The 26892-nt window shown below is 64.1% G+C and carries 29 protein-coding genes; 15 read left to right on the top strand and 14 right to left on the bottom strand.

The genetic code is table 11. The annotated features are described in order from the left end of the window. Positions 1–21: 21 nt before the first annotated feature. Genes KUV26_RS15465 through KUV26_RS15455 form a run of 3 tightly spaced genes read right to left on the bottom strand, consistent with a single transcriptional unit; the run spans position 22 to position 4417 of the window. Positions 22–1458: an amidase gene (locus KUV26_RS15465; protein ID WP_261399918.1), complete on the bottom strand. Its 1437-nt coding sequence runs from the start codon at positions 1456–1458 to the stop codon at positions 22–24. Between the two features lie 54 nt (positions 1459–1512). Then, the gene (locus tag KUV26_RS15460) at positions 1513–3048 is read right to left on the bottom strand and encodes a malonate--CoA ligase (RefSeq protein ID WP_261399917.1); all 1536 of its coding nucleotides are present in this window, start codon (positions 3046–3048) and stop codon (positions 1513–1515) included. Between the two features lie 43 nt (positions 3049–3091). Then, entirely contained in the window at positions 3092–4417 is a 1326-nt protein-coding gene (locus KUV26_RS15455) for a malonyl-CoA decarboxylase (protein ID WP_261399916.1), read from the bottom strand. A 129-nt stretch (positions 4418–4546) separates the two neighbouring features. On the opposite strand from KUV26_RS15455, the gene KUV26_RS15450 reads away from it, so the two are divergent. The 7 genes from KUV26_RS15450 to KUV26_RS15420 all read left to right on the top strand — a co-directional run bounded on the left by KUV26_RS15450 (position 4547) and on the right by KUV26_RS15420 (position 11119). After that, positions 4547–5227 carry a GntR family transcriptional regulator gene (locus KUV26_RS15450; RefSeq protein WP_222508976.1) on the top strand — a complete coding sequence of 227 codons (681 nt, stop codon included), beginning with the start codon at positions 4547–4549 and terminating at the stop codon, positions 5225–5227. A 278-nt stretch (positions 5228–5505) separates the two neighbouring features. Beyond that, positions 5506–5997, top strand: a complete 492-nt coding sequence (locus KUV26_RS15445) for a hypothetical protein (protein WP_222508975.1) — start codon at positions 5506–5508, stop codon at positions 5995–5997. Positions 5998–6603: 606 nt separating this feature from the next. Next, positions 6604–7434, top strand: a complete 831-nt coding sequence (locus KUV26_RS15440; RefSeq protein ID WP_222508974.1) for a cytochrome c oxidase subunit II — start codon at positions 6604–6606, stop codon at positions 7432–7434. Positions 7435–7545: 111 nt separating this feature from the next. Next, positions 7546–9318 carry a cbb3-type cytochrome c oxidase subunit I gene (locus KUV26_RS15435; protein ID WP_222505618.1) on the top strand — a complete coding sequence of 591 codons (1773 nt, stop codon included), beginning with the start codon at positions 7546–7548 and terminating at the stop codon, positions 9316–9318. After that, entirely contained in the window at positions 9315–10013 is a 699-nt protein-coding gene (locus KUV26_RS15430) for a heme-copper oxidase subunit III (protein ID WP_222505617.1), read from the top strand. Before KUV26_RS15435 ends, KUV26_RS15430 begins: the two co-directional genes overlap by 4 nt. Positions 10014–10027: 14 nt before the next feature. Next, positions 10028–10744 carry a heme-copper oxidase subunit III family protein gene (locus KUV26_RS15425; RefSeq protein ID WP_222505616.1) on the top strand — a complete coding sequence of 239 codons (717 nt, stop codon included), beginning with the start codon at positions 10028–10030 and terminating at the stop codon, positions 10742–10744. A 9-nt stretch (positions 10745–10753) separates the two neighbouring features. Continuing rightward, positions 10754–11119: a cytochrome C oxidase subunit IV family protein gene (locus KUV26_RS15420; protein WP_222505615.1), complete on the top strand. Its 366-nt coding sequence runs from the start codon at positions 10754–10756 to the stop codon at positions 11117–11119. A 345-nt stretch (positions 11120–11464) separates the two neighbouring features. On the opposite strand, the gene KUV26_RS15415 is transcribed toward KUV26_RS15420, so the two are convergent. The 3 genes from KUV26_RS15415 to KUV26_RS15405 are packed head-to-tail and all read right to left on the bottom strand — an operon-like array spanning position 11465 to position 13488. Beyond that, positions 11465–11893, bottom strand: a complete 429-nt coding sequence (locus KUV26_RS15415; RefSeq protein ID WP_222508973.1) for a YqaA family protein — start codon at positions 11891–11893, stop codon at positions 11465–11467. A 1-nt stretch (position 11894) separates the two neighbouring features. Continuing rightward, positions 11895–13220, bottom strand: a complete 1326-nt coding sequence (locus tag KUV26_RS15410; RefSeq protein ID WP_222508972.1) for an MFS transporter — start codon at positions 13218–13220, stop codon at positions 11895–11897. A 7-nt stretch (positions 13221–13227) separates the two neighbouring features. Then, positions 13228–13488 (bottom strand): metal-sensing transcriptional repressor, encoded by a 261-nt coding sequence (locus KUV26_RS15405; RefSeq protein ID WP_222505612.1) that lies wholly within the window; start codon positions 13486–13488, stop codon positions 13228–13230. A 64-nt stretch (positions 13489–13552) separates the two neighbouring features. Between KUV26_RS15405 and KUV26_RS15400 the strand changes: the two genes are divergently transcribed. Genes KUV26_RS15400 through KUV26_RS15390 form a run of 3 tightly spaced genes read left to right on the top strand, consistent with a single transcriptional unit; the run spans position 13553 to position 15362 of the window. Continuing rightward, positions 13553–13924, top strand: coding sequence for a hypothetical protein (locus KUV26_RS15400; protein ID WP_222508971.1), 372 nt, complete (start codon positions 13553–13555; stop codon positions 13922–13924). Between the two features lie 57 nt (positions 13925–13981). Continuing rightward, positions 13982–14704: a HupE/UreJ family protein gene (locus tag KUV26_RS15395; protein ID WP_222508970.1), complete on the top strand. Its 723-nt coding sequence runs from the start codon at positions 13982–13984 to the stop codon at positions 14702–14704. A gap of 19 nt (positions 14705–14723) precedes the next feature. Beyond that, positions 14724–15362, top strand: a complete 639-nt coding sequence (locus KUV26_RS15390; protein ID WP_222508969.1) for a transmembrane anchor protein — start codon at positions 14724–14726, stop codon at positions 15360–15362. Positions 15363–15508: 146 nt separating this feature from the next. Here the strand turns inward: KUV26_RS15390 and KUV26_RS15385 are convergent, their stop codons facing one another. Beyond that, positions 15509–16387 (bottom strand): LysR family transcriptional regulator, encoded by an 879-nt coding sequence (locus KUV26_RS15385; protein WP_222505608.1) that lies wholly within the window; start codon positions 16385–16387, stop codon positions 15509–15511. A gap of 98 nt (positions 16388–16485) precedes the next feature. On the opposite strand from KUV26_RS15385, the gene KUV26_RS15380 reads away from it, so the two are divergent. After that, positions 16486–16665 (top strand): hypothetical protein, encoded by a 180-nt coding sequence (locus tag KUV26_RS15380; protein WP_222505607.1) that lies wholly within the window; start codon positions 16486–16488, stop codon positions 16663–16665. A gap of 264 nt (positions 16666–16929) precedes the next feature. Then, positions 16930–17622, top strand: a complete 693-nt coding sequence (locus KUV26_RS15375) for a DUF2270 domain-containing protein (protein WP_222508968.1) — start codon at positions 16930–16932, stop codon at positions 17620–17622. Positions 17623–17634: 12 nt separating this feature from the next. On the opposite strand, the gene KUV26_RS15370 is transcribed toward KUV26_RS15375, so the two are convergent. Then, positions 17635–18618, bottom strand: a complete 984-nt coding sequence (locus KUV26_RS15370; protein WP_222508967.1) for a calcium/sodium antiporter — start codon at positions 18616–18618, stop codon at positions 17635–17637. A gap of 408 nt (positions 18619–19026) precedes the next feature. Between KUV26_RS15370 and KUV26_RS15365 the strand changes: the two genes are divergently transcribed. Beyond that, complete coding sequence (locus KUV26_RS15365) at positions 19027–19590, top strand: outer membrane protein (RefSeq protein ID WP_222508966.1); 564 nt, start codon at positions 19027–19029, stop codon at positions 19588–19590. Positions 19591–19667: 77 nt separating this feature from the next. On the opposite strand, the gene ccoP is transcribed toward KUV26_RS15365, so the two are convergent. Genes ccoP through ccoN form a run of 4 tightly spaced genes read right to left on the bottom strand, consistent with a single transcriptional unit; the run spans position 19668 to position 23105 of the window. After that, positions 19668–20537, bottom strand: a complete 870-nt coding sequence (ccoP, locus tag KUV26_RS15360; protein ID WP_222508965.1) for a cytochrome-c oxidase, cbb3-type subunit III — start codon at positions 20535–20537, stop codon at positions 19668–19670. Continuing rightward, positions 20534–20740 carry a cbb3-type cytochrome oxidase subunit 3 gene (locus tag KUV26_RS15355; RefSeq protein WP_222508964.1) on the bottom strand — a complete coding sequence of 69 codons (207 nt, stop codon included), beginning with the start codon at positions 20738–20740 and terminating at the stop codon, positions 20534–20536. Before KUV26_RS15355 ends, ccoP begins: the two co-directional genes overlap by 4 nt. An 11-nt stretch (positions 20741–20751) precedes the next feature. Continuing rightward, complete coding sequence (gene ccoO / locus KUV26_RS15350) at positions 20752–21480, bottom strand: cytochrome-c oxidase, cbb3-type subunit II (RefSeq protein WP_222508963.1); 729 nt, start codon at positions 21478–21480, stop codon at positions 20752–20754. Positions 21481–21494: 14 nt separating this feature from the next. Further along, the gene (gene ccoN / locus KUV26_RS15345; RefSeq protein ID WP_222505600.1) at positions 21495–23105 is read right to left on the bottom strand and encodes a cytochrome-c oxidase, cbb3-type subunit I; all 1611 of its coding nucleotides are present in this window, start codon (positions 23103–23105) and stop codon (positions 21495–21497) included. A gap of 205 nt (positions 23106–23310) precedes the next feature. On the opposite strand from ccoN, the gene KUV26_RS15340 reads away from it, so the two are divergent. Next, complete coding sequence (locus KUV26_RS15340) at positions 23311–24150, top strand: universal stress protein (protein ID WP_222508962.1); 840 nt, start codon at positions 23311–23313, stop codon at positions 24148–24150. A gap of 76 nt (positions 24151–24226) precedes the next feature. On the opposite strand, the gene KUV26_RS15335 is transcribed toward KUV26_RS15340, so the two are convergent. Then, complete coding sequence (locus KUV26_RS15335; RefSeq protein WP_039189143.1) at positions 24227–24484, bottom strand: GlsB/YeaQ/YmgE family stress response membrane protein; 258 nt, start codon at positions 24482–24484, stop codon at positions 24227–24229. A gap of 79 nt (positions 24485–24563) precedes the next feature. Further along, positions 24564–25889 carry a serine hydroxymethyltransferase gene (gene glyA / locus KUV26_RS15330; protein WP_222508961.1) on the bottom strand — a complete coding sequence of 442 codons (1326 nt, stop codon included), beginning with the start codon at positions 25887–25889 and terminating at the stop codon, positions 24564–24566. Between the two features lie 116 nt (positions 25890–26005). On the opposite strand from glyA, the gene KUV26_RS15325 reads away from it, so the two are divergent. Beyond that, positions 26006–26890, top strand: a complete 885-nt coding sequence (locus tag KUV26_RS15325; RefSeq protein WP_222508960.1) for a LysR family transcriptional regulator — start codon at positions 26006–26008, stop codon at positions 26888–26890. Positions 26891–26892: the final 2 nt, after the last annotated feature.

Below are 26892 nucleotides of genomic sequence, written 5' to 3'. Positions count from 1 at the left end.
TTTGTATTTCCTCCGGTTGGATCACTTCCGCGGACGGATCGGCATCCGGGCAGCGAGGCCCAGCTCCGTTTCCAGGACCTGCGCTGCCGACAGCAGATCAAAGTCGCCTTTCGGCTTACCGATCAGCTGCAGGCCCACCGGCAGGCCGCTGCGGGTCGTGCCGCAAGGGATCGAAATTGCGGGGCATCCCGTCAGCGTGATCACGAAGGTCAGGAACATCCAGTCGATATAGCTGGTCAGTTCCTCGCCGCCGATGTGGGTCGGGAAACGCTGCTCCACCGGATAAGGCGGCACCGCCACCGTCGGGCAGGCCAGCAGGTCGAAAGTCTCGAAGAAGGCGGCGACGTTGTGGAAGATGGCGGCGCGGACGCGTTCGGCACGCAGCACCTCGTCGGCGGTGATGTTCTGGCCCTTCTCGATGTTCCAGATGATTTCCGGGGCCACCCGGTCGCGGTCGGTTTCCAAGAGATCGCCGCGCAGGCTGGCGACCAGCACCGCACGCAGGGTCTGAAAGGCCTCCAGGCCGCCGGAGAAATCCGGGCAGGCCTCTTCGACGTCTGCGCCGGCCTGGACAAAGGCCTGCGTGCCGGTGCGGCAGATGTCGGCCACCTCGGGATCCACCTGCGACAGGTTCAGATCCGGCGTGAAGGCCACGCGCCTGGGCGCTTTAGGTGTCCGCACCGCTTCCACGAAAGGTGTTGCGGGCGCCGGAAAGGACAGCGGGTCCCTGGGATGCGCATGGGCCAGCGAGTCCAGCATCAGCGCCGCATCCGCCACATTGCGGGCCATAGGGCCCTCGACCCAGAGCGGATCGAAGGGCAGAAGGCCCGCCCCGCGCGGCACGCGGCCGACGCTGGGGCGCATGCCCACGATGCCGCAGTAGCTGGCCGGAATGCGCAGGCTGCCGCCAAGGTCGTTGCCGGTGGCCAGCCAGGCTTCGCCCGCTGCCAGCGCCGCCGCCGAACCGCCGGAGGAACCGCCCACGGTCATCCGCAGATCCCAAGGGTTGCGGGTGGCGCCGAAAACGGGATTGAAAGTGTTGGCCCCGGCGATTTCGGGAACGTTGGACTTCGCCATGGGAATGCCGCCGCTTTCTTCCAGCGTCTGCACCGTAAAGTCGGATGCCTTTGCCTTGTTTTCGGCAAAGATCGGCGAGCCGTAGGTCGTCACCTGCCCGGCGACATCATTGTAATCCTTAACCGCGACCGGCAGCCCGGCCAGCCAGCCGGGCCGGTCCGCGCCTGCGTGCTGCTGCGACGGGAACGCCTTGGCTGCCTTGCGCGCCTCCTCGAAGAAACGGATCGGCAAGGCGTTGATGTCCGGCTCAACCTCTTCGATCCGGGCGATGGCCGCGTCCACAAAATCGAGCGGTGCGGCGTCCCCGCGTTTCAACACTGCAATCGCCTCGGTTGCCGTCATGCTGATGAATTCATCGGTGGTCTCTGGTTTTACAGTCATCTGGGCTCCTCCCCATAGGTGATGTTGGTCTGACTTCAGCCGCCTGCCAGCGTTTCAGCTCGCGGTATCGCTGGCGGCGGGGGTGTAAAGATCGGCGAAATGCCGGCGCAGCTCGGCCTTTTGCACCTTGCCCATGACGTTGCGCGGCAGCGCGTCGGCCAGCAGGACCGTTTTCGGCTGCTTGTAGCGGGCCAGTTCCCCGGAAAGGGCCTTGAGCAGGGTAGCAGAGTCGAGCGATGCGCCGGGTGCCGGCACGACGATGGCGGTCACCGCTTCGCCGAAATCGGGATGCGGCACCCCGATCACGGCGGATTCGGCCACGCCAGGCAGCGCGTCGAGGGCGGTCTCGATCTCTTTGGGATAGACGTTGTAGCCGCCGCTGATCACCAGATCCTTGTCGCGGCCGATGATGTGCAGGTAGCCGTCGGCGTCAATGCGGCCCAGATCCCCGGTGATGAAGAAACCGTCCTCGCGGAATTCCGCAGCGGTCTTCTCCGGCATCCGCCAGTAGCCCTGGAACACGTTGGGGCCGCGGACCTCGATCGCGCCGGTCTCTCCCTGCGGCAGGGCAGCGCCGGTTTCGCGGTCGGTGATCCGGATGTCCACATCGGGCAGCGCAAAGCCGACCGCGCCGGTGCGGCGCTCGCCGGCATGCGGGTTGGACGCGATCATGCAGGTTTCCGTCATGCCGTAGCGTTCCAGGATCACATGTCCGGTGCGCTCGGCAAACCCGGTATGCACGTCCTGCGGCAGCGGCGCGGAGCCCGACACAAACAGCCGCATGCCTGCTGTTGCCAGGGGGCCCAGCCGGGGCGACTTCAGCAGCCGTGTATAGAAGGTCGGCACCCCCATCAGCACAGTTGCATCGGCCATCTCGTCAATGATCTGATCGACGTCAAAACGGGTCAGAAAGATCATCGTCGCCCCGGCGGACAGCGCCATGTTGCAGGCCACGAACAGCCCGTGGGTATGGAAGATCGGCAGCGCGTGGATCAGCCTGTCGCTGCCGCTGAACCGCCAGGCTTGGTTCAGCGCGACGGTGTTGGAAGCCAGGTTGCCATGGGTCAGCACCGCACCCTTGGAACGCCCGGTGGTTCCTGAAGTATAGAGGATTGCCGCCGGATCATTTGGGCTGCGCTCGACCGGCGCCGGCTGAGGCACGGCCTGCGCGGCGCGCTGCATCAGCGTGCCGCCGCCGTCAGCACCCAGCGTTTCCACCGCCAGCGCGGCGGAAGCGCGTTTCGCGTGCTGGTCCACAGCTCCGGGATCGCAAACAAACAGCCGCGGCTCGGCGTTATCCAGGAAGTAATCGATCTCGGCACCAGTGTAGGCAGTGTTGAGCGGCAGAAACAGGCCGCCCGTCCGCAGGCAGGCCAGATAAAGAAGCACCGCCTCCGCACTTTTCTCCACTTGCACGGCAACCCGGTCGCCCGGGCGCACGCTCAGCTCCTCCAGCGCGGTGGCAAGCCGCAGAACGAGATCGTTCGCAGCGGCATAGGTGATGGGCGGCTGGCCCGGGCGTTCAAACATTACCTTGGCGCCATCCTTGCGGCAGCTGGCATCGAACATTTCAGGGATGGTACTGGTCATTGTCTTGTCTCGCTTCGCAAATGGTGTCGGAGTGCCGGATGGTTCAGGCGCCTGGGCCTTTACCGCTCCGCAGAGCGCGCCGGACGGCGGGACCGCAGGCCACGGTGCCCTCGCTGGCAAAAGCCTCGTGGCGGGCTTCGATCTGATCCAGCTCATAAAGATAGTTGATCATCAGGCCGTGGGCGCGCTGCAGCGCCCCTTCGGCCAGATCAGCGGGCCAGTTGGTCCGGTGCGCGGAGGCGCCGTTGCCCAAGTGAAAACGCGCCACCGGATCCGCGGGCAGACCTGCGCCGGTCTTGCCGTGAACAAAGTACCGCGCCGCCCAGGTCTGGACCTCGGGCGCGAGGGCCTCGCGCAGTTCTGCATCCTGCCGCCAGCCCTCCGCCGCCAGTTCCGCCGCCAGCTCCTGCGCACCGGCGTCCTCCTGTCCGGCCAGCCAGGGGGCAAAACCCGGGGCGGGCGACAGGGTGACAAAAGTGCGGATCTGCGGCAGCTCCTGCGACAGGTTGCGCACCACCTGCTTGATCAGAAAATTTCCGAAGGAAACCCCTTTGAGTCCCGGCTGGCAATTGCTGATGGAATAGAACACCGCCGTATCGGCGGCTTCGCCCCCAGCATCGCTGCTCCCTGTCAGCAGCGGTCCTATGGTGCCGGGGATGCCTTTGCACAGAGCGACCTCGACAAAAATCAGCGGCTCGTCGCCGGTAGCCGGATGGAAAAAGCCGTAGCACCGGCGGTCAGACGGCTCGAGCCGCCGCCTCAGATCGTTCCAGTCCTTGATTTCATGCACTGCCTCATAGGCAACAATTTTTTCAAGGATTGCCGCGGGCGAGTTCCAATCAATCCGCCGCATCACCAGAAATCCTCGGTTGAACCAGGACGACAACAGGTGGCTGAAGTCGCTGTCCAGCGGTGCCAGTTCCGGCGCGCCGCGCATCAGCCGCAGCAGGTCCTGGCGCATCCGCACCAGCTGCAGAGTGCCGCCGGTCGGGTGGTTGAGCATGCGCAGCAGGCTTTGCCGCTTAGGCTCCACAGCCTTGAACAGATCTTCCAGCGCCGCCTCGGTCCTGGCGGTTTCCCATTCCGCATAGGCAGACCGGACTGCAGCAGGATCTGCACTGAAGTCTTCCAAAAGCATCCGGAAGAAACGCGCCTTGCCCTCATCATCCAGCTCGGCGTAAGCGGCCAGCGCCTGTTCTGCCACCGCAATCCGTGAAGCTTCGCCGCCTTTGCGCATGAGTTCAGCGCAGCCGCTGGCAAGCCTGTCCGCGGCCGGTTGCAAGGACGCTTGAGCCGTGGGCTTCGAGCGCATGCGGTCTCCGATGCTCTGCAAAAGGTCGCTCAGCAACGTGATATTCGCCCCGGTCATCACCTCTCCTCCCTAATCCTCCCCCTTCTTATACTTCAATATCGCTCTGTTGTATATAACATGATGTTTTGTGGATTAATCATGCTCAAGCTTCTATATTCCTTGCAGGATTTCAGGGGAGCGCCGTGCATGGCTCGAAAATCAAATACAGTGCGCATCCGCGAAGCGCTCGAAAACGCCATCGTCAATGGCCGATTCGCGCCTGGCATGCGGATTGACCCGGAGGCTCTGGCCCGTGAGTTCGAATGCTCCCGCACCCCAATCCGCGATGCGCTCCAGCAGCTTGAGGCGTCTGGTCTGGTCCGGATCCATTCCAAACAGGGCACCTTTGTCACCGAGTGGAGCGTGGAGGAACTGGCAGAGCGGTTCGAAGCAATGGCTGAATTGGAGGCCACCTGCGCGCGCCTTGCTGCAAGGCGGATCACAGAGGAAGAACTGGCAGACCTGGAGTTGCGGCACGAAACCTGCCGCCATCTGGCTGAGGAAGAGAGGTTCGACGATTACTACTCGGAAAACTCGGCCTTCCATGCCTGCATCTACCGGGCAACCCACAATGCCTTCATAGAACAGGAGGCAAAGCGCCTGCATTCAATGCTGCAGCCGTACCGCCGCATTCAGCTGCAAGTCCGCAACCGGGTAAAGAGATCGTTCCATGAGCACGATGCCGTGGTTGCAGCCATTCGCAACGGCGACGATCAAGCCGCCGACAAGGCTATGCGGGACCATGTGCTTGTTCAAGGCGACCGCTTCCATGATCTGCTTGCCGCACTGCGGATGGATGCCCTGCAAAGGAAGGAAAGCGCTTCCTGATTATGCAGGCTCGCCTGCTTAGTAATTATTGGGGGAAGCTCCACCCTTTCTTACGTATCGGAAATGCATACAGCTGCGCAGGAAGTTTCATCTTAGATGCTGCGCGCTGGCTGAACGGCCAGACCGGGGAAGCAGCAGCGCAGCAACTTAGAGGGCAATCAAAGGCAGGAAAGGGCCGGCCTCTCCCACCAGGACCTGAAGGACGCGCCCATTGCCGCCGCGGCGCGGAGATCGGCTGGTTTGAGCCCATCTTGACAAATGCTGCGCGGCACAGGCAAGTGATAACTGCGCAAAGCAGCTCTCCGGTGTCTTTAGTCATCACATCCGAAAGGAACGAAGCTGCTGGCCATGCCTTCGTTCATCGTCATGATAGTCAGAAGGTTTGCGAACTCTATCTCTTTCTCCGATTGCGGGCAGATGTTTCCCCGGTATTGGCAGCCGCCGGCAATGAACTGTTCGTTTTGTTCCAGAAATCCCGGGCGCATCCCTGCGGCTCCAAGAATGCTCACCGCATCATCAACAGCGCTCCGGTAGAGAGCGCATTTTTTTCGCTCCAGCTGTCAGCCGCGATGCTGCCGGCGCTCGCGCTTGCAGGAATTGCAGAGGTAAGTGCGCAAGGCAGAACGAAGAGAAGCAGAGGTTTACTCATCGGGATAGGGATCCAGGGAGGGCAGCAAAAGGTTGGTTGTGGCGATGCGGGCAAGCTCGGCCAAATGACCTTTCAGGATCAGTGCCCCATGTTTGCTATCGGCGATAAAGAAGGACATTAACAGTGGAGCCCGTGAGGGAGGGAAGACAGCCGCCACCGACGCGGCCTTGCCATCCTGAGTGACGGATGTTTGGCAGAACACAGGCCAGGCGGCGGGAACCCCTGAACGCAACCCCGTGCCAGTGGGCGCCCCCAGGCAGGCAAAATGCTCCTAGGAATGCCCCTGCGCCTAACTGGCTTGTTTCGGGCATGTCGGACCGAAGCAATCATGAACAAAGCAAGGAGTTCGCTGCCTCACCTCTTCCAGCCCGCGGCAATTACTCTCCACAACTGCCAAGCCCAGCTGGTGATGAAGCTGTTCTGGACGCACAAAACAGGGGCTTCGATCCGGGCATCAGCAAGGCCGCACCAATCACCGCAGATTTTTCGCCGTATCAGGAGCCTGAACCGGCCACAGCCAAAGCAAAGCGCTCTTTTTCTCTACCGGGCCTTCAACGGCTGTGCAGGATCTCAGCGTTAAACACCCGGCGCCAGGAAACCAACGGCTCCTGCCGCTCATCCGGTTCACTGGATTGTTTGGCAAAAATACCCTATAGTGGTGCGGCTTACCAACAATTCTGCTTGCCGGACGTTCCGGATGTTCCGCCATGCAGGGAAAGGGGGCGGGATGCTAATCGTGGTCGCACTCGTCTTGATCGTACTGGGGTCCATTGTGTTCCACCTGCTGAGCCCGTGGTGGTGGACTCCGATCGCGTCGAACTGGGACTATATCGACGACACGCTGGTCATCACCTTCTGGATCACCGGCGCAGTGTTTGCTGCCATTGTTCTGTTCATGGCGTACTGCGTGCTGAAGTTCCGGCACCGGCCGGGGCACAAGGCGGAGTTCGACCCGGAGAACAAGCGCCTGGAGTGGTGGCTGACCGGTGTCACCGCCGCCGGGGTGGCGGCGATGCTGGTGCCCGGGCTGTTCGTGTGGAAGCAGTTCGTCACCGTGCCGGAGGAGGCAACCGAGCTTGAGGTCTTCGGCCAGCAATGGAGCTGGGCCTACCGGCTGCCCGGTGCCGACGGTGTGCTGGGCACCGCGGATGCCGAATGGGTGAACGGCGAAAACCCCCTGGGTGTCAACCCGCATGACCGGTTCGGCAAGGATGACCTGATCGTCGAGGGCGGCGAGATCTATCTGCCGGTGGACCAGCCGGTGAAGCTGCTGCTGCGCTCGATCGACGTGCTGCACAACTTCTACGTGCCCGAATTCCGCGCCAAGATGGACATGGTGCCCGGCATGGTCACCTACATCTGGTTCACGCCGACCCGCACCGGCAATTTCGAGGTGCTCTGCGCCGAATACTGCGGCACCGCGCACCCTTTCATGCGCGGTTATGTGACCGTGGTGGAGGCCGAGGAATACCAGGAGTGGCTGCAGGAGCAGCTGACCTTCGAAGAATACGCCAGCAATGCCCGCGCCGCGCAGCCGGTGCAACTGGCGGAGAACTGACCGGCGCAATGCCGGAAGCAAGGCCTGACCGGGCCGCCCCCCTTCTGCGGCCCTGATGGCCCGGCGCGCTGAAAGCCGCCGGGGACAGAGGACACACGCAAGGAGGAAAGCATGGTAGACCGCGGTTCCGACGACCGGATGCAACTGCCGCCGCGCGAAGTCGCAGATGTGATGCCGCCGCATGCGCACAGCTGGATCGGCAAGTACGTTTTCTCGCAGGATGCCAAATACATCGCCATCCAGTATTCCGGCACCGCCGTGGCGATCGGCCTTGTGGCGCTGGTGATGTCCTGGCTGATGCGGCTGCAGCTTGGCTTTCCCGGCACCTTCGACTTCATCACCGCCGAGGCCTATTACCAGTTTGTCACCATGCACGGGATGATCATGGTGATTTACCTGCTGACCGCGATTTTCCTCGGCGGGTTCGGCAATTACCTGATCCCGCTGATGGTCGGCGCGCGGGACATGGTGTTCCCCTTCGTCAACATGCTCAGCTACTGGGTCTATCTGCTGGCGGTGCTGGTGCTGGTCGCCAGCTTCTTCGTCCCCGGCGGCCCGACCGGCGCGGGCTGGACTCTGTACCCGCCGCAAGCGGTGCTGTCGGGCACACCGGGCGGGGCGCAAAGCGGCATCATCCTGATGCTGGTCTCGCTGATCCTGTTCATCATCGGCTTCACCATGGGCGGGCTGAACTATGCGGTGACCGTGCTGCAGGCCCGCACCCGCGGCATGACGATGATGCGGCTGCCGCTGACGGTCTGGGGCATCTTCACCGCCACAGTGATGGCGCTGCTGGCCTTCCCGGCGCTGTTTGTGGCCTGCGTGATGATGCTGTTCGACCGGCTGCTGGGCACCTCCTTCTTCATGCCGACGCTGGTGGAACTGGGCGAAAAGCTCAGCTACGGCGGCGGCAGCCCGATCGCCTTCCAGCACCTGTTCTGGTTCTTCGGCCACCCGGAGGTCTATATCGTGGCGCTGCCCGCCTTCGGCATCGTCTCCGACCTGATCGCGGTGCACGCGCGCAAGAACGTGTTCGGCTACCGGATGATGGTCTGGGCCATCGTGATCATCGGCGCGCTCAGCTTCATCGTCTGGGCGCACCACATGTATGTCAGCGGCATGCACCCGTGGTTCGGCTTCTTCTTTGCCACCACCACGCTGATCATCGCCATTCCGACCGCGATCAAGGTCTACAACTGGGTACTCACGCTCTGGAAAGGCGACATCCACCTGACCATCCCGATGCTGTTTGCGCTGGGGTTCATCGTGACCTTCGTCAATGGCGGGCTGACCGGGCTGTTTCTCGGCAATGTGGTGGTCGATGTGCCGCTCTCCGACACGATGTTCGTGGTTGCCCATTTCCACATGGTGATGGGGGTGGCGCCGATCATGGTGATCTTCGGCGCGATCTACCACTGGTACCCCAAGATGACCGGCCGGATGCTGAACGAGGCAATGGGCCAGATCCACTTCTGGGTCACCTTCATCGGCGCTTATGCAGTGTTCTTCCCGATGCACTACGTCGGCCTGGTCGGCGTGCCGCGGCGCTATTTCGAGATCGGCGAGCCTGAATTCCTGACCGCGCCGGTGGACGGGCTCAATGCCTTTATCTCCTCCGCCGCGCTGATCGTAGGGGCGGTGCAGGTGCTGTTCCTGTTCAACATCTTCTGGAGCCTGCGCCACGGCCGTAAAGCGGGCGGCAACCCGTGGCGCGCGGCCTCATTGGAATGGCATACCCCCGAGACCCCGCCCAGGCACGGCAACTGGAATGAGCTGCCCGATGTCTACCGCTGGGCCTATGACTACAGCGTGCCCGGAGCGCCCGAAGATTACCTCGCCCAGAACGATCCCTGGGTCCCGGACGGGGAGGAACGGCGGCTGTGACGGTCATTCTTGCCTTTCTGGCACTGGTTGCCCTGGTTGCGGGCCTGTGGCTGTCCCAGCAGCGGCTGGCCTCCAAGCCCTGGCTGGAGACCGGGATCGCGCCCCTGGCGGGGCACGGGCCGGGCCGGGCGCCGGGGTTCATCTTCATCGCGGTGTTTCTGGCCGTGGCCGGCGGTCTGTTTGCGATGCTGGGCAGTGCCTTCGTCATGCAGATCGAGGAGACCCCCTGGGAGCTGGTACCGCTGCCCGGTCGGGTCTGGCTCAACACCGCGCTCCTGCTGCTGGCCAGCCTGTTCCTGCAGTTCGTGGTGATCTCGGCACGGGCCGGCACCACGCGCTGGCTGCGCGCCAGCCTGATCGCCGCCAGTGTCGCCACGCTCGCCTTTCTTGCCGGGCAGGTGCAGGTGTGGATCGCGCTGACCGCAAGCGGCTACCGGCTGGAGGGCGCCCCGGCGGCGAGCTTTTTCTATCTGATCACCGGCCTGCACGGGCTGCATGTGCTGGGCGGCATCATTGCGCTGGGGGCGGTCTGCCTGCGCCACGCCGGCGCAGGGGACGTCAGGGCGCTGCTGCCGGGCGTCCGGGCCTGCGCACTGTACTGGCACGCGCTGCTGGCGTTCTGGCTGATGCTGTTTGCGCTGCTGCAGGGCTGGGGCAACGCGTTTCTGGCGCTGTGCCGCGCCGCCGTGAGTTGAGGGGGAGAGAAAACATGGAGAGCAAATTCCAAGGCCAGGACCAGACCCTGCTGCAGCAAGGCCACAGCGGCTTTGCCGCCGACTGGAGCTCGGACCAGCGGGTGTTCAAAAAGGTCTCCTGGGGCAAGGCGATGATGTGGATCCTGCTGCTCAGCGACACCTTTGTCTTCGCCTGTTTCCTGGTCGCCTACATGACCGCGCGCAGCTCGACCACGGTGGACTGGCCGAACGCAAGCGAGGTGTTCGCCCTGCACATCGGCGGCCACAACTTTCCGCTGCTGCTGATCGCCATCATGACCTTTGTGCTGATCTCCTCCTCCGGGACGATGGCGATGGCGGTGAACAATGCCTACCGCAAGGCCCGCGTTCCCACCGCGCTGCTGATGCTGGCGACTGCGGCGTTAGGCGCCGCCTTTGTCGGCATGCAGGCTTTCGAGTGGACCAAGCTGATTTCCGAAGGCGTCCGGCCCTGGGAAAACCCCTGGGGTGCCGAGCAGTTCGGAGCCAGCTTCTTCATGATCACCGGCTTTCACGGCACCCATGTCACCATCGGGGTCATCTTCCTGGTGATTATCGCCAGAAAAGTCTGGCGCGGCGATTTTGACCGCGATGAGCGCAGCTGGCTGTCGAGCGGCAACGGCGACTATGAAGGCGTCGAGATCATGGGGCTGTACTGGCACTTCGTCGATCTGGTCTGGGTCTTCATCTTTGCATTCTTCTATTTGTGGTAGGGAGACAGTATGGCACATTCATCGCAGACCGCCGGGACGCACGCCAAGGCTGCCGTTGATGAGCACGGCGGCCAGCAGCATCCGATCAGGCTCTATCTTCTGGTCTGGGGGCTTTTGTTCGTGCTGAGCGCGGCGTCTTATTACGTCGATTACGCCGGCCTTCAGGGATTGTTGCGATGGACCCTGATCCTCATCTTCATGATGCTGAAAGCAGGCCTGATCGTGGCCGTTTTCATGCATATCGCCTGGGAGCGCCTCGCCTTGAGCTATGCGATCCTGCTGCCGCCGCTGGCTTTGATCGGCCTGCTTGTGATCCTGCTGGTGGAGTCCGATTACACCGTGGCGACCCGGGTGATGGAATTCGGATCCCGCTAGGTCCAGGCGCCACAGACTTCATGAGCGCTGCGTATTCCGCCACTCGAAATAGGCGGGCCGTGATAGCAGCGGACTTTCCTGGCTGACCGGCGTGCAGATGATCCGTCCGGGCCAGTTTCCCGAACCCGCGCGGCAAGCAACTACTGGGGGTCGCCCTGTTCTGCGGGGGACAACCTTCCTCAACCTCATCGGCTTGTGATGCCGGGATAGGGAAAACCAATATCGAAGGACAACCATTCCCGGTCTGAGCTGGCCAGCGCCCCTGTCAGCACCTATCGCCGCGGGTGAGAGCAGGCGGAAGCCTGCACTGTGTGCCGGTGCCGCCTGACAGCAAGCCCGCGTGGCTCAGACGGCAGCAAACGCGATTCCGGCAACCGCGAGATACCTGCCCCCCTTCGCAATGGTCACGATAAGAGCGAAGCGCCACAGCGGCTCGCGCAGGAGCCCTGCCGCCAGCGTCAGCGGATCTCCGATCACGGGCACCCAGGACCCGAGAAGGCTCCAGCGGCCCCATTTGCCGTACCAGGCGGATGCGCGATCCAGCCGCGCGCGCGACACCGGGAACCAGCTGCGATCCGAGAAATGCATCAGATACCGCCCTGCCGTCCAGTTGAGGATTGATCCCAGGACATTTCCTGCCGTTGCGACCGCCAGAAGCAGCCATACCGGGTGGCTGCCGCCAATCAGCATTCCGGCAAGCACAGCCTCTGACTGGGCAGGCAACAGCGTTGCAGCCACGAGGGCTGCCGTAAAAAGGCCGGCGATGGAAACCATCTCAGAAACGCACGGGCCAGCGGCGGTGCAGGTCGTCAATGATGACCTCGTGCTTGTGCCCGCTCGTTCCGTGCTCCTGCAGATGCGGGTGGTCAGGCGGCAGATCGTCGTGGGTGTGCTCAATTTCCCCGGCCGTTCCGCCGGGCCACTGCATCAGACAGGTCACGATTCCGGTCCCGGCCAAGGCGGCCAGGACAGCCAGCGCGGGGACGGCGCCGAACTGTGTCATCAGCCAGCCGGACAGCGGATAGGTGACAAGCCAGCAGGCATGCGACAGCGCGAACTGCGCGGCAAACACAGCGGGCCTGTCCTCAGGGTGCGCCGAACGCTTCAGCAGCCGCCCTGAGGGGGTCAGCACCGCGGAATAGCCGAAGCCGGCAAGCAGCCATGTAAACAGCAGCGCTCCCCAATGCAGACCCGATGCGGCGGTGACCCCGGCGAGTCCAAGCAAGGAGAGGATCATGAGGCCCGCACCCGAAAGCATGACAGGTCGGTCGGGAATCCGGTCCAGAAGCCTTGGCAGCAGCAGCGCTGCCGCCATGGAGCCCGCGCCGAAGGCGAACATCGTCCAGGCCAGCGCGCTTTCCGGCAGGCCGAGCAGACCGCGCACCAGCACGACCGAGTTGACCAGCACCATCGCCCCGGCCGCCGAAACCGAAAGGTTGAGCGCAAGCAGGCCGCGCAGGCGCGGGGTTGCCAGGTAAATGCGCATTCCGCGCGTTGTGCGGTCGTAAATCCCCCGCGGCTTTGCGGCCTGCGGGCTCGGCAGCATCACGGAAACAACCAGCAGTGCAGAGGCGGCAAAGCCTGCGACGGTGCCGAGGAACAGCGTATCGTAGCTCATCATTGCCAGCAGCAGCGCCGCCAGCGTCGGGCTGATGATGTTTTCCAGATCATAGGCCAAACGCGAGAGCGAAAGCGCCCGGGTGTAGCGCGCCTCATCGGGCAGCACATCGGGGATCGTGGCCTGGAAGGTGGGCGTGAAGGCCGCCGAGGCAGACTGGAGCAGGAAGATCAGCACGTAGACCTGCCAGACCTCGGTCACGAAGGGCAGCGCCAGCGCCGCGGCAGCGCGCACCAGGTCCAGCACGACCAGCAGGCGGCGGCGGTTCACCCGATCCGCGAAAGCACCTGCAACCGGGGCAATCCCCACATAGGCCACCATCTTGATGGTGAAGACCGTGCCCAGCACCATCGCAGCGCTGTCACCCGCCAGATCATAGGCCAGCAGCCCAAGCGCAACAGTCGCAAGACCCGTTCCCAGCAGCGCAACAACCTGCGCGAGGAAAAGGTGCCGGTAGGTGCGGTCAGACAGGATATCCAGCATGATTGCCTCAAAGGTAACGTGAAATGGCCTTGAGTTCGGCCCGGTCGGATTCGGAGTTTTCACCGTCGAGGCAGTGATCCATGTGGTCATGGATCAGCGCCTGCTTGGCGTTGCGGACGGCTTTTTCCACGGCCTGAAGCTGCTGCGCGACTTCGAGACAGGGGCGCCCGCCTTCGATCATGCCGATGACCGCGCGCAAATGCCCTTCGGCGCGTTTCAACCGTGCGGAGAGCTTGGGATGGCTTGCATGCCGGTGTGGTTCTATCATAGGAGTGAGCTATCCCCCCAAGGGGGATAAAGCAAGATGGCGTTTAGAGAGCCACGAGCGGGACATGGTGCAGGCACGGATTGCCGGGAAATGGATGGATTGGATGCGGCGGGGCCTGGCCGCGCTCCTTTGCCTGTGCCTTGCGTTCTGGTCGCCCCAGCGAGCCGCCTCCCACATCCCGGATATGGTTATCACCATCCAGGACCATGCGGAGATGATAGATACCCACGGCCATAGCCACGGGTTCGAGGAAGACCTCGCCTGGGCTCTGCACGGCCACAGCCATGATGCAGCCGATCATGACCACAGCCCGGCGCTTCTTGTCCGGGGCTCCTTCGCCGCAGTGCGGGACGTCCCCGAAGCGGCGGCTCCCCCCGCCGGGCCGTCCTGGCGTCCGGGTCCGGTCTATCCCCGCGAGCGGCCTCCGCGCATGTGATCTGGTGCCGCCCGAGCGGCCGCCACACAGAATCCACACACATTTTCGGAGACCAACATGACCGCAGTCTTCCGGGACACGCGCCGCGCCGCATTGCGCAGGCCGCTGTTCCTGACAACTCTTATCCTGCTTGCGCTCGGCGCAACTCAGGCCGCAGCCCACAACGTCACCGAAGGCGACGCCGGCTATATCCAGGAGATCTGGGGAGTAAACATCATCCCCTTCATGTATCTCGGCGCCAAACACATGGTGACCGGCTACGACCACATCCTGTTCCTGCTCGGCGTCGTCTTCTTCCTCTACAAGATGCGTGACGTCGGCATCTACGTCAGCCTCTTCGCCATCGGGCATTCGACCACGATGCTGCTTGGCGTCTGGTTCGGCTGGGGCATCAACGCCTATGTCATCGACGCTATCATCGGCCTCTCGGTGGTCTACAAGGCGCTGGACAACCTCGGCGCCTACCAGCGCTGGTTCGGGTTCCAGCCCAATACCAAGCTGGCGACGCTGATCTTCGGCTTCTTCCACGGCACCGGCCTGGCGACCAAGATCCTCGACTACGACATCGCCTCCGAGGGGCTTCTGGCCAACCTCCTGGCCTTCAATGTCGGCGTCGAACTGGGCCAGCTGATGGCGCTCGCCGTGATCCTCATCGTCATGGGGTTCTGGCGGCGCTCACCGCGCTTTTTCGCCCAGGCCTACACCGCCAACGTCATCATGATGACGCTTGGCTTCATTCTCACGGGCTACCAGCTCACCGGCCTCTTCGTGGCCGCCTGATCCAATAGGAGAACCTCTCATGTTCAACGCAGAGAAACCAAGCCTCGACCAGCTTCCTAGCTCGAAGCAGCTTGTACGCTCCACCGCGATCGCCGGCGTCTCGGCCGTTGCGATCCTCGTTACCGTGGTGCTGCCCGCCGAATACGATATCGACCCGACCGGCATAGGCCGCGTCATCGGTCTCAAGGAAATGGGCGAGATCAAGACCCAGCTCGCGGACGAGGCAGAGGCCGACCGGCTGATGAACCAGGCTACCGAAGAACAGTCCAGCCTGCTGAACGACGTGCTTGGTCTCTTCGTCGGAGCCGCCTATGCGCAGGAAGCCACCTCCGAAACCACCGAGGCATGGCGCGACGAGACCATCTTAACGCTGGAGCCCGGCGAATCCGCTGAATGGAAGCTGGTGATGGAGAAGGGCCAGACCGCGCAATACCGGATGGCCGTTGAGGGCGGTAAGGTCAACTTCGACCTGCACGGCCACGGCGGCGGCAACTCCGTCACCTATGAAAAGGGCCGCGGCTCCACCGGCTCCGAGGGCGCGATCCTCGCTGAGTTCAACGGCGAACACGGCTGGTTCTGGCGCAACCGCGACAATGCGGATGTGACCGTCACGCTTCAACTGAAGGGCGAATACTCCGAAGTGAAGCAGGCCTACTGATACAGGAAGCCGCCACGCGCCTTATAGGTGATGCTGGCGGCTTCCTTCCTGAACACTTTCTGGCGCGCGCTGCCTTGCCGGAGCACCGGCCAGCTGCATCCCCGTTCTCATGACTGACAGCAGGGGCACGGCGGGCCCGGACCGTCTTAGGTGCCGTTCTTCACCTGCCGCTGCAGCCAGGCCGCAAAGCTGCGGGCTGCCGGGCGGGGAACGCCGGCGGGGGTGGCAATGAAGTAGCCCTTGCCCTCGCCCTCTGTGAACAGGGCGCGCAGGCGGCCGGTCTCCAGGTCTTCCAGAACGAACTCCTGGACACTGACCGCAACCCCCTGGCCGGCACGCACCGCCTGCATCAGCAGGTTTCCCGGCAACTGGGTCCGCGAGCCGCGCAAGCTGTCCTTGACGCCCCGCGATTCCAGCCAGCGCGAGGCCTCGGTGGTGCCCAGCTCCTCCAGCCACGGCAAGTCCAGCAGATCCTCCGGAGCGGAAACGCTGCGCCCGTCCAGAAGCCTGTCCGCAGCAATCACCACCATCGGCGACCGCAGCAGCATCCGGGTCTCCAGCCCGGGCCAGATCCCGTCGCCATAGCGGATGGCGATGTCGATGCCGCCGGGTTTCAGCTCAACAATTTCGCCCCTGGGGTCCAGCACCAGATCGACCTCGGGATGGTCCGCCTGAAACCCCGCCAGCCGCGGCATCAGCCAATGAGCGGCGAACATCGGCGTACAGGTGACATGCAGCGGCCGCGCGGCCCCGGTTGCTGAGATGTCCTGCAGCGCGGTCTCGATCGCACCGAACCCCAGCTGCAGCGCCCGCGCCAGATGCGCGCCGTCCGCGGTCAGCTCCAGCGCCCGGCCGCTGCGGTCCAGCAGGGCCGCCCCCAGATAAGCCTCCAGCGCCCGCAGCTGCTGGCTGATTGCAGCGTGGCTGACATTCAAAGCCTCCCCCGCCCGCACGACATTTCCGGTCTCCGTAAAGGCAGAGAAGGCCCTGAGCGCCGCCAGAGGCGGCATGTGAAGCCAATCCATATGTAATCCCAACTTACACATTGCGATTATTCTTAACTCGCAGGAATCGCCGGTTCAGGCAAGAGTCGTGAACAGACGCCAGAACAGGAGATCCTGACATGCTGACTGACATTTACGCCCGTTCGATGATGACCGCCGCCCGGCAGGACTGTGTGCGGCTGCGCGATCTGACCCCTGCCAAGCCGCTGCCGCGCGGAGCCGGGCTGCTGGCCCGGCTGGCCGCCTGGCTGCAGCGGCGCCCGGTGAAAACGCGCTGCGTCCGGCCGCAGAACATCTGAGACCGAAGCCTTCGGGTAACCTCTCCGGGAACAAAAAATGCGCCGGTTTTCCAGGAAACGCGCGAACAGATCGGAAAACCGGCGCATGGCCCGCTTGGCCTGCACGTTGGCCTCGCGGGATTTCTTGCCGCCCGGGAGGGGTCTTGGCCAAGCAGCAATCTCTTTCACCTGCGACACTACCGCGGGTCCGGCGGGCAGAGTTTGATGTTGATCAAACCGGCGTAAATAATTTGCCCGGTTGCGGCAGAAAACTACTCTCAAACCATGGCCAAGGAACTGCGCGAACAGACCACAAGCGGCGCCCGCGCGCCGCTGTCGGCGGATGAAGTCGGCGCGCTTGCGCATCTGTACCGCGGCGAAATCTACCGCAGCACGGTTTGGCGCACCCGGCTAGACACCACCACCAACTGGTCGGTGGTGACACTGGGCGTGGCCCTGTCGATTTCCTATTCCTCGCCGGAAGCCTCGCCGCTGCCGCTGATCCTTGTCGGGGTGCTGATCATCTTCTTCCTGATGCTGGAAGCCCGCCGCTACCGCTACTTCAACGTGTTCCGCGCCCGTGCCCGCTGGCTGGAAACGCATTTCTACACCCCGATGCTGCTTGAGGGCGACCTGCATCTGGAGGACCACTGGCAGGATGTGCTCGCCGCCGACTACCTGCGGCCCGAATACCATGTCGGGGTGATGACCGCGATCGGGCGGCGCATCCGGCGCAATTACTTCTGGATTCTTCTGATCCAGACGCTGGCCTATGCGGGCAAGCTGGCGGTGCATCCGACCGGCGTGTCCAGCTGGCAGCAGGCCCTGGACCGGGCCGACATCGGCCCCTTCCCCGGAGAGATGGTGCTGGCAACCGGCGTTTTCTACGTGGTGCTGTGGGGCGGCATCGCCTGGTGGAGCGCCCGCAACGACGCCGCCCGCGCCCGCAAGCGCAGCTCGAAAACCTCGATGGGCTGAAGCGGGCGGGGCTCAGGCCGGCCACAGCCACCAGACATAAGCCCCGTAGCCCGCCAGAAGCACTGCGCCCTCGCGCCGGGATAGCCGCAGCCCGGTCCAGGCCAGTGCCAAGAAGACCAGAGTCACCGCCAGCATCACCGGGTTGTCGAACGCCGCAATCCGTTGCGGCACGTCCGAAGGCGCGATCAGCGCGGTGGCGCCGCCAATGCCCAGGAGGTTGTAGATATTGGAACCGATGATATTGCCGAAGGCCATCTCGCCCTGGCGGCGCAGCGCCGCCGCGACCGAGGTCGCAAGCTCGGGGGCCGAGGTTCCCACAGCCACGACCGTCAGGCCGATCACCGTCTCGGAAACCTGCATCAAGCGCGCCAGTTCAACCGCCCCGTCCACCAGCAGCCCGCCGCCGCCAATCACCAGCGCCAGCCCGCCCAGGGCGGTGGCCAGCGGGCGCCACACAGGCAGCCTGGCCGTAGCTTCAGGCGATACCGCCGGATCGACATGTTCCAGCGCAGCGGCTTTTTCGTAGAGCGCGCCATGCTCCGCCGCGGGCGTTCTCTCCTGCCGGATGGCGAACCAGACATAGGCCGCCAGCGCCAGCACAAAGGCCAGCCCGGCAGTCCGCGTCACCGGAACGGCCACCGCCAGCAGCGCGAACACCGCCGTTGCCCCCAACAAGACCCCCCCGTCCCGCCGCAGCGCGGCCGACTGCACCGCGATCGGCGCAATCAGCGCCGACAGGCCGGCGATCAGCAGAATATTGGCAATGTTGGAACCGGTGATGTTGCCATAGGCAATCCCCGGCGCCCCGGCCAGTGCCGCCCGGACAGAAGTCACCAGCTCGGGCGCCGAGGTGCCGAAGCCCACCAGTGTCAGCCCGATCACCAGCGGCGACACCCCGAACCGCTCGGCCACCCTCACCGCGCCGCGGACCAGAAACTCGCCGCCAAGAACCAGCAGCAAAAGCCCGCCCAGAAGCGGAAGCCAGATATCAAACACGTGAAACGTCTCCAAGGATGGCCCGGTTTGTTCCAGAGCCGTGCAGCCGGCACCGCTCCCCTGCCCGCCTGGCCTTCGCCCTACCGGCTGTCATCAGTGGATGCCCGCCGGAAAAATGAGATCTCGGCCCCTCCCGTTTCAAGGGGCAGAGCAAAATTATTGCCGCCAGCCGGGTTGCAGAACTGCCGGTGCCGCAACCGGCTGCGGCACCCGCCCCTTTGCACAGCCGCAGGCGGATTGGGCGGAAACCGGCGCATCAGGGCCGCAAAATGGCAAAAGACCGCCTGCTGCAGAAGGTTCAGCGGCCTCCGGCTCCCGCAGGCCTTTCCTCTGCAGAAGCTGAGTTATCTTGTTTCACAAGCACGGCCGCCGGGTTCCCGGCGGCATCAGTTAGAAGGTATGCTTGTTATGAAACGAAAAGTTGTCCCCGCCCTGCTCCTGCTCTCCGCCGCCACGGCATCGCCTGCCCTTGCTGGCGACTGGGAGGGCGGCTACATCGGCGGCCAGATCGGCTACGGCTCCGGGGACTTTGACCTCGGAACCCTTACCGACCTCGACACCGATGGCGCGGTGGGCGGTTTCACGGTCGGCTACCTGTGGGAGCTGGGCGATTGGGCAATCGGACCCGAACTGCAGTATGATTTTTCCGATCTTTCGATCAATTCGGGCGGCGCTTCCGGGGACTTCGACGGGATCGCCCGGCTGAAACTGCGGGCCGGCTACGACCTGGGCAATGCGCTGCTCTATGGCAGCCTCGGCTTTGCCTACACCAACTTTGACGGGCTGTCGGGGGTAACGGGCATCGACCTTGACGACCCCGGATATGTCATCGGCTTCGGCTACGACCATCAGATCAACGACCGCTGGGTGATCGGCGGCGAATACCAGTATCACAAGTTCGATGATTTCGGCACCGACGGCAACGATGTCGATTTCGGCACCCTGCACGTCCGGGCAATGTTCAGGTTCTGAACCCTCGGGCTGGGGCCTGCGCAAAAGGAAAGGGGCCGCAAACCGCGGCCCCTTTGCCGTTTCAGCCGGTCCGGCGTTTATTCGCCGCCGCCCAGCTGGTGCACGTAGGCCGACACCGCGCGGATCTGCGCTTCTGTCAGGCGGGTGTTCCAGGCCGGCATCACGCCATAGCGCGAATTGGTCACGGTCTCGGTAAGCGTTCCGTAGTCGCCGCCATAGAGCCAGATCGCATCGGCCAGGTTCGGCGCGCCCTGCGCGCGGTCACCGGTGCCGTCCTTCATATGGCAGGAGGCGCAATTGTCCGCAAAGACAACCGACCCCGCGTCCACCTTGGAGGCATCCTGCGGCTCGCCCGACAAGGACATCACGTAGTTCACCACCTGGCTGATTTCTTCTTTCTCAAGAAGCTCGTCGCGGCCGAAGGCAGGCATCTCGGAGTAGCGCGCTTCGTCGCTGTCCTCGTTGCGGATGCCGTGGGTGATGGTGGCATGGATATCCTCCACCGAACCGCCCCAGAGCCAGTCGTCGTCCAGGAGGTTCGGATAGCCCTTGGCGCCTGCCGCGCCGGAGCCGTGGCACTGGGCGCACCAGGTCTTGAACACGGCGGAACCGGCGGACACCGCGTAGGAACCCAGTTCCGGGTCTTCCGCGATGGCGGTCAGCTCGACCGCCTCCAGCCTGGCGTTGACCGGCGCGTTGGCTTCTTCCACCGCGGTGATCTCCGCCGCGACATCGCCGCGGGTGGACCAGCCCAGCACCCCGGCGGTGGCGCCGTTGATCAGCGGCCAGGCCGGATAGGCGATGGTGTAAAGGACGCCCCAGATGATGGTGGCGTAGAAGGTCCACAGCCACCAGCGCGGCATCGGGTTGTCGAATTCCTCGATCCCGTCCCACTCGTGGCCTGTGGTGTTCGGATCGCCTTCGAATTTCTGCGATTTCTTGCTCATGCCCTCGCCTCCTTATCCGCGGCGGGTTGGTCCTGGCTGGGCGCAGGTGCGTCGTCATGCCGGAACGGGATGTTTGCGGTGTCCTTGTAGGCCTTGGTGCTGCCCGGGCGGAACGCCCAGACAATCACACCGATGAAGAAGGTGAACAGGAACAGCAGCATCCAGCTGTCGGCGAACTGCCTGAGGAGTGTGTAGAGTTCCATACCAGCCTCCCTCAGCGGCTCGCGTCCGGGGTGAAGGTCGAAAAGTCGACCAGCGTGCCCAGCATCTGCAGATAGGCGATCAGCGCATCAGCCTCGGATATCCCCGGCTTGCCATCAAAGTTGCGCACATTGATGTCCTCGCCATAGCGCTCCAGCAGCCCGTCATAGTCGCTGTCCGGATCGGCCTGGGCGCGGAAGTCGGCCTGCGCAGCCTCGATCATCCCGTCCGTGTAGGGCGTGCCCAGCATCGCGTTGGTCGCCATGATGTCGCCGATGTATTTGCCGTCGATCTTCTGCTCCTCGAGGAAGCCGTATTTCGGCATCACCGATTCCGGCACCACCGACTGCGGGTCGCGCAGGTGGTCTGCGTGCCACTCATCCGAGTAGCGGCCGCCGACGCGGGCCAGATCCGGCCCGGTCCGCTTGGAGCCCCACTGGAACGGACGGTCGTACATCGACTCCGCTGCCAGCGAGTAGTGGCCGTAACGCTCGACCTCGTCGCGCATAGGACGGATCATCTGGCTGTGGCAGACATAGCAGCCTTCCCGGATGTAGACCTCGCGGCCCGCCATCTCGAGCGGGGTGTAGGGTCGCATCCCCTCCACCTTCTCGATGGTGTTTTCCAGGTAGAACAGCGGTGCGATCTGCACCAGGCCGCCGATGGTCACGACCAGGAAGCTGAAGATCAGCAGCAGGGTCGCGTTGGTCTCGAGGATCTTATGTTTGTCGAGAATAGACATTGCTTCCTGGCTCCTTATTCAGCCGGGACCGGGACCGTCAGGCTGGCCTCTTTGGCCGGCGCCTTACGGACCGTCATCCACAGGTTGTAGCACATGATGATTGAGCCGGTGAGGAACATCACCCCGCCAAGGGCCCGGCCGATGTAAGGCCAGAACTTCGCTGCCACAGTGTCGGCAAAGGAGTTCACCAGGAAGCCGTTGGCGTCCACTTCACGCCACATCAGGCCTTCCATGATGCCGGTCACCCACATCGAAGCGGCATAGAAAATGATGCCGAGAGTGGCCAGCCAGAAGTGCCAGGAGACCAGCTTGAGGCTGTAGAGGCTTTCGCGCTTCCACAGCGCCGGCACCAGGTAGTAGAGGGCGCCGAAGGTGATCATGCCGTTCCAGCCCAGCGCGCCGGAATGCACGTGGCCGATGGTCCAGTCGGTGTAATGCGACAGCGAGTTCACCGCACGGATCGACATCATCGGGCCTTCGAAGGTGGACATGCCGTAAAAGCCCAGCGAGATCACCATCATCCGGATCACCGGGTCGGTGCGCAGCTTGTCCCAGGCGCCCGACAGGGTCATCAGGCCGTTGATCATGCCGCCCCAGGAAGGCATCCACAGGATCACCGACATGACCATGCCGAGGGTCGAGGCCCAGTCCGGCAGCGCGGTGTAGTGCAGGTGGTGCGGGCCGGCCCAGATGTACAGGAAGATGAGCGCCCAGAAGTGGATGATCGACAGCTTGTAGGAGAACACCGGACGCTCGGCCTGCTTGGGGATGAAGTAATACATCATGCCCAGGAAGCCCGCAGTCAGGAAGAAGCCTACGGCGTTGTGGCCATACCACCACTGAATCATCGCATCCTGCACGCCCGGCCAGACGATCACCGATTTAGAGCCCCAGATCGACACCGGAATGGTCATGTTGTTGATCAGGTGCAGCATCGCCACGGTGACGATGAAGGACAGGTAGAACCAGTTCGCCACATAGATATGCGGCTCCTTGCGCTTGATGATGGTGCCCAGGAACACCGCCAGATAGGCAACCCAGACGATGGTCAGCCACAGGTCGACGTGCCATTCCGGCTCGGCGTATTCCTTGGACTGGGTCGAACCGAACAGATAGCCGGTCGCCGCCAGCACGATGAACAGCTGGTAGCCCCAGAACACGAACCACGCCAGGTTGCCGCCCCACAGCCGCGCCGCGGAGGTGCGCTGCACCACATAGAAGGAGGTCGCGATCAGCGCGTTGCCGCCGAAGGCAAAGATCACCGCCGAGGTGTGCAGCGGACGCAGGCGGCCGAAGTTGGCCAGGCCGTCGGCCCATTCAAAATTCAGCGCCGGAAACGCCAGCTGAAACGCAATGAAGGTTCCCGCCAGGAACCCGACCACCCCCCAGAAGGCAGTGGCGATTGCGCCAGCGCGGATCACGCTGTCGAAATACTCGTTCTCCAGACCGGCGGCGGCCGGCTTCGGCTCGTCGGTTCGGCGCAAAGTGTAGAGGAACAGGCCGCCCGCCACGATCATCACGATGATCGCATGCACCTGGTAAGCCAGATCCCGCGCGTAGTTGGCACCGATCATCGCAAACAGCGTGACCAAACCAAGCGCTATCAGCTTGATATAATTAGACATCTTGCGTCCCTTTGCCATGCCCCCGCGATTCTTCCGGATCCGGGAACGTTATAAGACCGCGCCCTTCATGCAGAACGCGCCTCCCTCGCGCCTTGATCTGCATCAAGACAAAACCGGGCGACATGTGACACTTCTTCCCGTGCACTGAAACTCCACGCACCCGCGCCGGCCAGGCCCGCGGTGCCTATTCCGCCGAGAGGTGTCAATGTCCTACAAGTCCTTGCTTACCGTTCTTACAGCTGCGGACACCGCAGCGGCGCCTTTGGCGCAAATTGCGGCTCTGGCAGAGGAATTCGGCGCGCATGCAGACGCGCTCTGCCTCGGCGTCGACCGCACCCAGACCGGCTACTATTACGCCGGCGCAAATGCGATGGTGCTGCAGGAAACGCTCGCCCGCGCCCAGGAGGAGGCCGGGTCAGTCCAGGCGCAGGCGGAAGAAACGCTGCAGCAGGCCGGCGTGGTCTTTGGCACAGACAGCGGGGTGGCGCAGATCGCCGATATCGGCCGCCACGTGGCGCGGCAGGCGCGGTTCTCGGACCTTGTTGTGCTGGGTCAGCCCTACGGCGCCGGCAAACGCGCCGAGGCGGAGCCGATTGTCGAGGCGGCGCTGTTCGAGGGCCGCGCCCCTGTATTGGTGGTGCCGGACAACGCCGCGCCGCTGAAGGCGCCCAGGACGGTGCTGGCGGCCTGGAATGAAAGCATCGAGGCCATGACCGCCATCCGCCGGGCGATGCCGTTCCTGAAGGGCGCGGATCTGGTCCGCATCGCGGTGATCGACCCGCCGCAGCACGGGCCGGAACGTTCCGACCCCGGCGGATTGCTGGCGCAGATGCTGGCGCGGCACGGTGTGACCTGCGAGATTGACGTTCTCAGCAAGACAATGACCCGGGTCTCGGACGTGCTGAACCGCCACGCCGCCGACACCGCCGCCGATCTGATCGTCATGGGCGCCTACGGCCACTCCCGCTTCCGCGAGGCGATCCTGGGCGGCGCCACCCGCAACATGCTGGAACAGGCCAGGGTTCCGGTTCTGATGGCGCATTGACGCCTCGCAGCCAGGCCGCTCCCAACAGCAGAAAGGCGCCCCGCAAGGCGCCTTTTCCGTCTTTGCAACCGGTGATCTAGCCTGCCTTGCGGATCAGGCCGATCAGGAACAGCAGGATCACCGCGCCGATGGTGGCGTGGATCAGCGACCAGAAGAACCCGCCGCCTGCGGCAAACCCCAGCGCCGGAAAGATCGTCCCGGCCAGAAAGGCCCCGACCACGCCAACGATGATATTGCCAAGGATGCCGAAGCCGCGCCCTTGCATGATCTTGCCCGACAGCCATCCCGCCAGCGCCCCGATGATCAGCATGCCGATAAGGCTACCAAACTGCATTGCCGCCTCCATTTGTTGTTACGCAACCATTAGAGCACAGCTGCTGCGCCGGGTCACGCGCAGCGGCAGCCGGGCACGGCTACCCCTGCCGGACGTACTGCATCCCGCGGAAGGCGGCGCGGAATTCTGCCGTCTCCGCCGCCAGCGCCGCCGGGTCCTGCGCCCGCAGCCCGCGGGCAATCAGCTCTGCCAGCTTCGGCGCATGCTCCGGCGTGACACCGCGGCGCACCAGCTCGGGCGTGCCGAGGCGCAGCCCGTTCATGTCCCCCGGCACCTCTGCAATGGGCAGGCCGATACCGCAGGCCAGGAAGCCCGCCTTGCGCAGATGCATCGACGCCGCCTGGCCGCCCCCGAACTCCGCCGCTTCCAGCGCGAACTGGTGCGACTGCGTCATGCCCCGCGCGGCGGCAAAAACCGGCAGCCCCTGCCCCGCCAGCTCCTGCGCCAGGGCCAGAGACAGCTGCGCCATCGCCCGGGCATACCCCGCGCCGTGCTCCACCCAGTCCAGCAGGCTCATCGCCAGCGCTGCCGACTTGGCCGCGTCGAAATTCGCGGTCATGCCGGGGAAGGCGATGGCATCCAGGTGTTCGGCGATTTCTGCGTCATTGGTGACGATCAGCCCGCCCGCCGGGCCGCCCAGGCTCTTGTAGGTGCTCATCGTCATCAGATGCGCGCCCTGCTCCAGCGGGTTGGCCCAGTGGCCGCCGGCAATCATGCCGCACTGGTGGGCGGCGTCGAACAGCACCTTGGCCCCAGCCTCATCCGCAATCGCACGGATCTCCGGCACCGGATGCGGGAACAGGTTCAGGCTGCCGCCGATAGTGATCAGCTTCGGCCGCACCTTGAGCGCCAGATCGCGCAGCGCGTCCAGATCAAGAGTATAGCCATCCGCATCCACCGGAGCCGGATGGGTGTTCAGCCCGTAAAGCCCCGCACAGCCGCCGGCATGATGGGTGACGTGGCCGCCCACGGCGGCCGGCGGCGCGATGATCGCATCGCCCGGCCTGGTCAGCGCCATGAAGCCATAAAGATTTGCCAAGGCGCCCGAGCCCACACGGATCTCCGCGTATCGCGCCTTGAAAACCTTGGCGGCGACCGCAGCGGCGATTACCTCGATCTCCTCGATGGCTTCCAGCCCCATCTCGTACTTGCCGCCGGGATAGCCCAGCGACGGGCGGCTGCCGAGGCCGGAGGCCAGCAGCGCCTCTGCCGCCGGGTTCATTACATTGGTGGCCGGGTTCAGATTAAAGCAGTCGCGATCGTGGATCTCCGCATTGCGGTCCGCCAGCGCGGTCAGGCGCGCGGCGGTTTCTGCGCTGGTCGCAGCGGCGGTCCTGGCGGCCATCTTCTGCACATAGTCCTCGCAGTCGGCTGGCACCCAGGTGCGTCGGGCAAGCTCTGTCATGATTTGTCTCCTTCGCCAGTGGCGGGTTTGTCTCTGCCCCCATAAAACCGCCGCTGCCCCCTTGCCCGCAAATCAGATTTCCAGAAAACTAGGGCTAGAAAAATTGAGGCTAAGCCATGGCTGTTTCCCCGCCCCCTGCCCGGTCCCTGCCGCTGACGGCCCTGCGCGCGTTTGAGGCCGCCGCGCGGCTGGGCGGTTTCTCTGCTGCCGCGCAGGAGCTGGGGGTGACACCCGGCGCGGTCTCGGCGCAGATCAAGGCGCTGGAGGAGGCTTTGCAGGCGCCGCTGTTCGACCGCCGCCCCAAGCAGGTGACACTTACGGCCCTCGGCGCGCGGGTTCTGCCCGGGTTCACCGAGGCCTTCGACCAGCTCAATGCCGCCACCCGCCGCCTGCGCGCAGAGGCACAGCCCAGCACCGTCCACATCGCCACCCTGCCCGCCATAGCGCAGTTCTGGCTATCGCCGCGCCTGCCCGGCTTACGCGCCGCAATGCCGGAGATGGCGGTTTCTGTCACCGCCACAGAGGCGCCGCCGAACCTCAAGCGCACGCCCTACGACCTTTGCCTTTTCTACGGCGGCGGTTTGGGGACAGCGATCGAGCAGGATGTGATCTTCCCGGTCTGTGCGCCCGCTATGGCCCGGCAGCTGCGCACCCCTGCGGACCTGCAGTATGTGCCTTGCCTGTCAGACGCGGTCTGGGCGCAGGACTGGGAGCACTGGCTGCAGGCCGCCTGCCCCGGCGAAACCCTGCATCTGCGGGGACCGGAATTCTCGCTCTATTCCCTGGCGGTGGAGGAGGCGGTCAATGGCGCTGGAGTGCTGATCGGCCATCAGGCGCTGGTGGCGCCGCTGCTTGGCAGCGGCAAGCTGGTGGCACCCTTTGCGGAAAGAGCCAGCCTGCCGCGGGACTTGCGGCTGTGGAGCCTGCGCCCCTCCGGCCCGCGCAGCCCGGCGGCGCGGGTGGCGCGGTGGCTGGCGGAAAACAGTCAGGAAACGCGGTGACA

The sequence above is a fragment of the Leisingera daeponensis genome, from assembly GCF_019801465.1.
Classification (GTDB): Bacteria; Pseudomonadota; Alphaproteobacteria; order Rhodobacterales; family Rhodobacteraceae; genus Leisingera; species Leisingera daeponensis_A.
Note: the sequence above shows the minus strand (reverse complement) of the source record. Positions and strands in the feature narration are given on the sequence as shown.

What these genes read in the sequence shown, in the direction of transcription:
- KUV26_RS15465 (WP_261399918.1), bottom strand. Translation starts at nt 1,458, where the DNA reads ATGACTGTAAAACCAGAGACCACCGATGAATTCATCAGCATGACGGCA.
- KUV26_RS15460 (WP_261399917.1), bottom strand. Translation starts at nt 3,048, where the DNA reads ATGACCAGTACCATCCCTGAAATGTTCGATGCCAGCTGCCGCAAGGAT.
- KUV26_RS15455 (WP_261399916.1), bottom strand. Translation starts at nt 4,417, where the DNA reads ATGACCGGGGCGAATATCACGTTGCTGAGCGACCTTTTGCAGAGCATC.
- KUV26_RS15450 (WP_222508976.1), top strand. Translation starts at nt 4,547, where the DNA reads ATGGCTCGAAAATCAAATACAGTGCGCATCCGCGAAGCGCTCGAAAAC.
- KUV26_RS15440 (WP_222508974.1), top strand. Translation starts at nt 6,604, where the DNA reads ATGCTAATCGTGGTCGCACTCGTCTTGATCGTACTGGGGTCCATTGTG.
- KUV26_RS15435 (WP_222505618.1), top strand. Translation starts at nt 7,546, where the DNA reads ATGGTAGACCGCGGTTCCGACGACCGGATGCAACTGCCGCCGCGCGAA.
- KUV26_RS15425 (WP_222505616.1), top strand. Translation starts at nt 10,028, where the DNA reads ATGGAGAGCAAATTCCAAGGCCAGGACCAGACCCTGCTGCAGCAAGGC.
- KUV26_RS15420 (WP_222505615.1), top strand. Translation starts at nt 10,754, where the DNA reads ATGGCACATTCATCGCAGACCGCCGGGACGCACGCCAAGGCTGCCGTT.
- KUV26_RS15415 (WP_222508973.1), bottom strand. Translation starts at nt 11,893, where the DNA reads ATGGTTTCCATCGCCGGCCTTTTTACGGCAGCCCTCGTGGCTGCAACG.
- KUV26_RS15410 (WP_222508972.1), bottom strand. Translation starts at nt 13,220, where the DNA reads ATGCTGGATATCCTGTCTGACCGCACCTACCGGCACCTTTTCCTCGCG.
- KUV26_RS15405 (WP_222505612.1), bottom strand. Translation starts at nt 13,488, where the DNA reads ATGATAGAACCACACCGGCATGCAAGCCATCCCAAGCTCTCCGCACGG.
- KUV26_RS15400 (WP_222508971.1), top strand. Translation starts at nt 13,553, where the DNA reads ATGGTGCAGGCACGGATTGCCGGGAAATGGATGGATTGGATGCGGCGG.
- KUV26_RS15395 (WP_222508970.1), top strand. Translation starts at nt 13,982, where the DNA reads ATGACCGCAGTCTTCCGGGACACGCGCCGCGCCGCATTGCGCAGGCCG.
- KUV26_RS15390 (WP_222508969.1), top strand. Translation starts at nt 14,724, where the DNA reads ATGTTCAACGCAGAGAAACCAAGCCTCGACCAGCTTCCTAGCTCGAAG.
- KUV26_RS15385 (WP_222505608.1), bottom strand. Translation starts at nt 16,387, where the DNA reads ATGGATTGGCTTCACATGCCGCCTCTGGCGGCGCTCAGGGCCTTCTCT.
- KUV26_RS15380 (WP_222505607.1), top strand. Translation starts at nt 16,486, where the DNA reads ATGCTGACTGACATTTACGCCCGTTCGATGATGACCGCCGCCCGGCAG.
- KUV26_RS15375 (WP_222508968.1), top strand. Translation starts at nt 16,930, where the DNA reads ATGGCCAAGGAACTGCGCGAACAGACCACAAGCGGCGCCCGCGCGCCG.
- KUV26_RS15365 (WP_222508966.1), top strand. Translation starts at nt 19,027, where the DNA reads ATGAAACGAAAAGTTGTCCCCGCCCTGCTCCTGCTCTCCGCCGCCACG.
- ccoP (WP_222508965.1), bottom strand. Translation starts at nt 20,537, where the DNA reads ATGAGCAAGAAATCGCAGAAATTCGAAGGCGATCCGAACACCACAGGC.
- KUV26_RS15355 (WP_222508964.1), bottom strand. Translation starts at nt 20,740, where the DNA reads ATGGAACTCTACACACTCCTCAGGCAGTTCGCCGACAGCTGGATGCTG.
- ccoO (WP_222508963.1), bottom strand. Translation starts at nt 21,480, where the DNA reads ATGTCTATTCTCGACAAACATAAGATCCTCGAGACCAACGCGACCCTG.
- ccoN (WP_222505600.1), bottom strand. Translation starts at nt 23,105, where the DNA reads ATGTCTAATTATATCAAGCTGATAGCGCTTGGTTTGGTCACGCTGTTT.
- KUV26_RS15340 (WP_222508962.1), top strand. Translation starts at nt 23,311, where the DNA reads ATGTCCTACAAGTCCTTGCTTACCGTTCTTACAGCTGCGGACACCGCA.
- KUV26_RS15335 (WP_039189143.1), bottom strand. Translation starts at nt 24,484, where the DNA reads ATGCAGTTTGGTAGCCTTATCGGCATGCTGATCATCGGGGCGCTGGCG.
- glyA (WP_222508961.1), bottom strand. Translation starts at nt 25,889, where the DNA reads ATGACAGAGCTTGCCCGACGCACCTGGGTGCCAGCCGACTGCGAGGAC.
- KUV26_RS15325 (WP_222508960.1), top strand. Translation starts at nt 26,006, where the DNA reads ATGGCTGTTTCCCCGCCCCCTGCCCGGTCCCTGCCGCTGACGGCCCTG.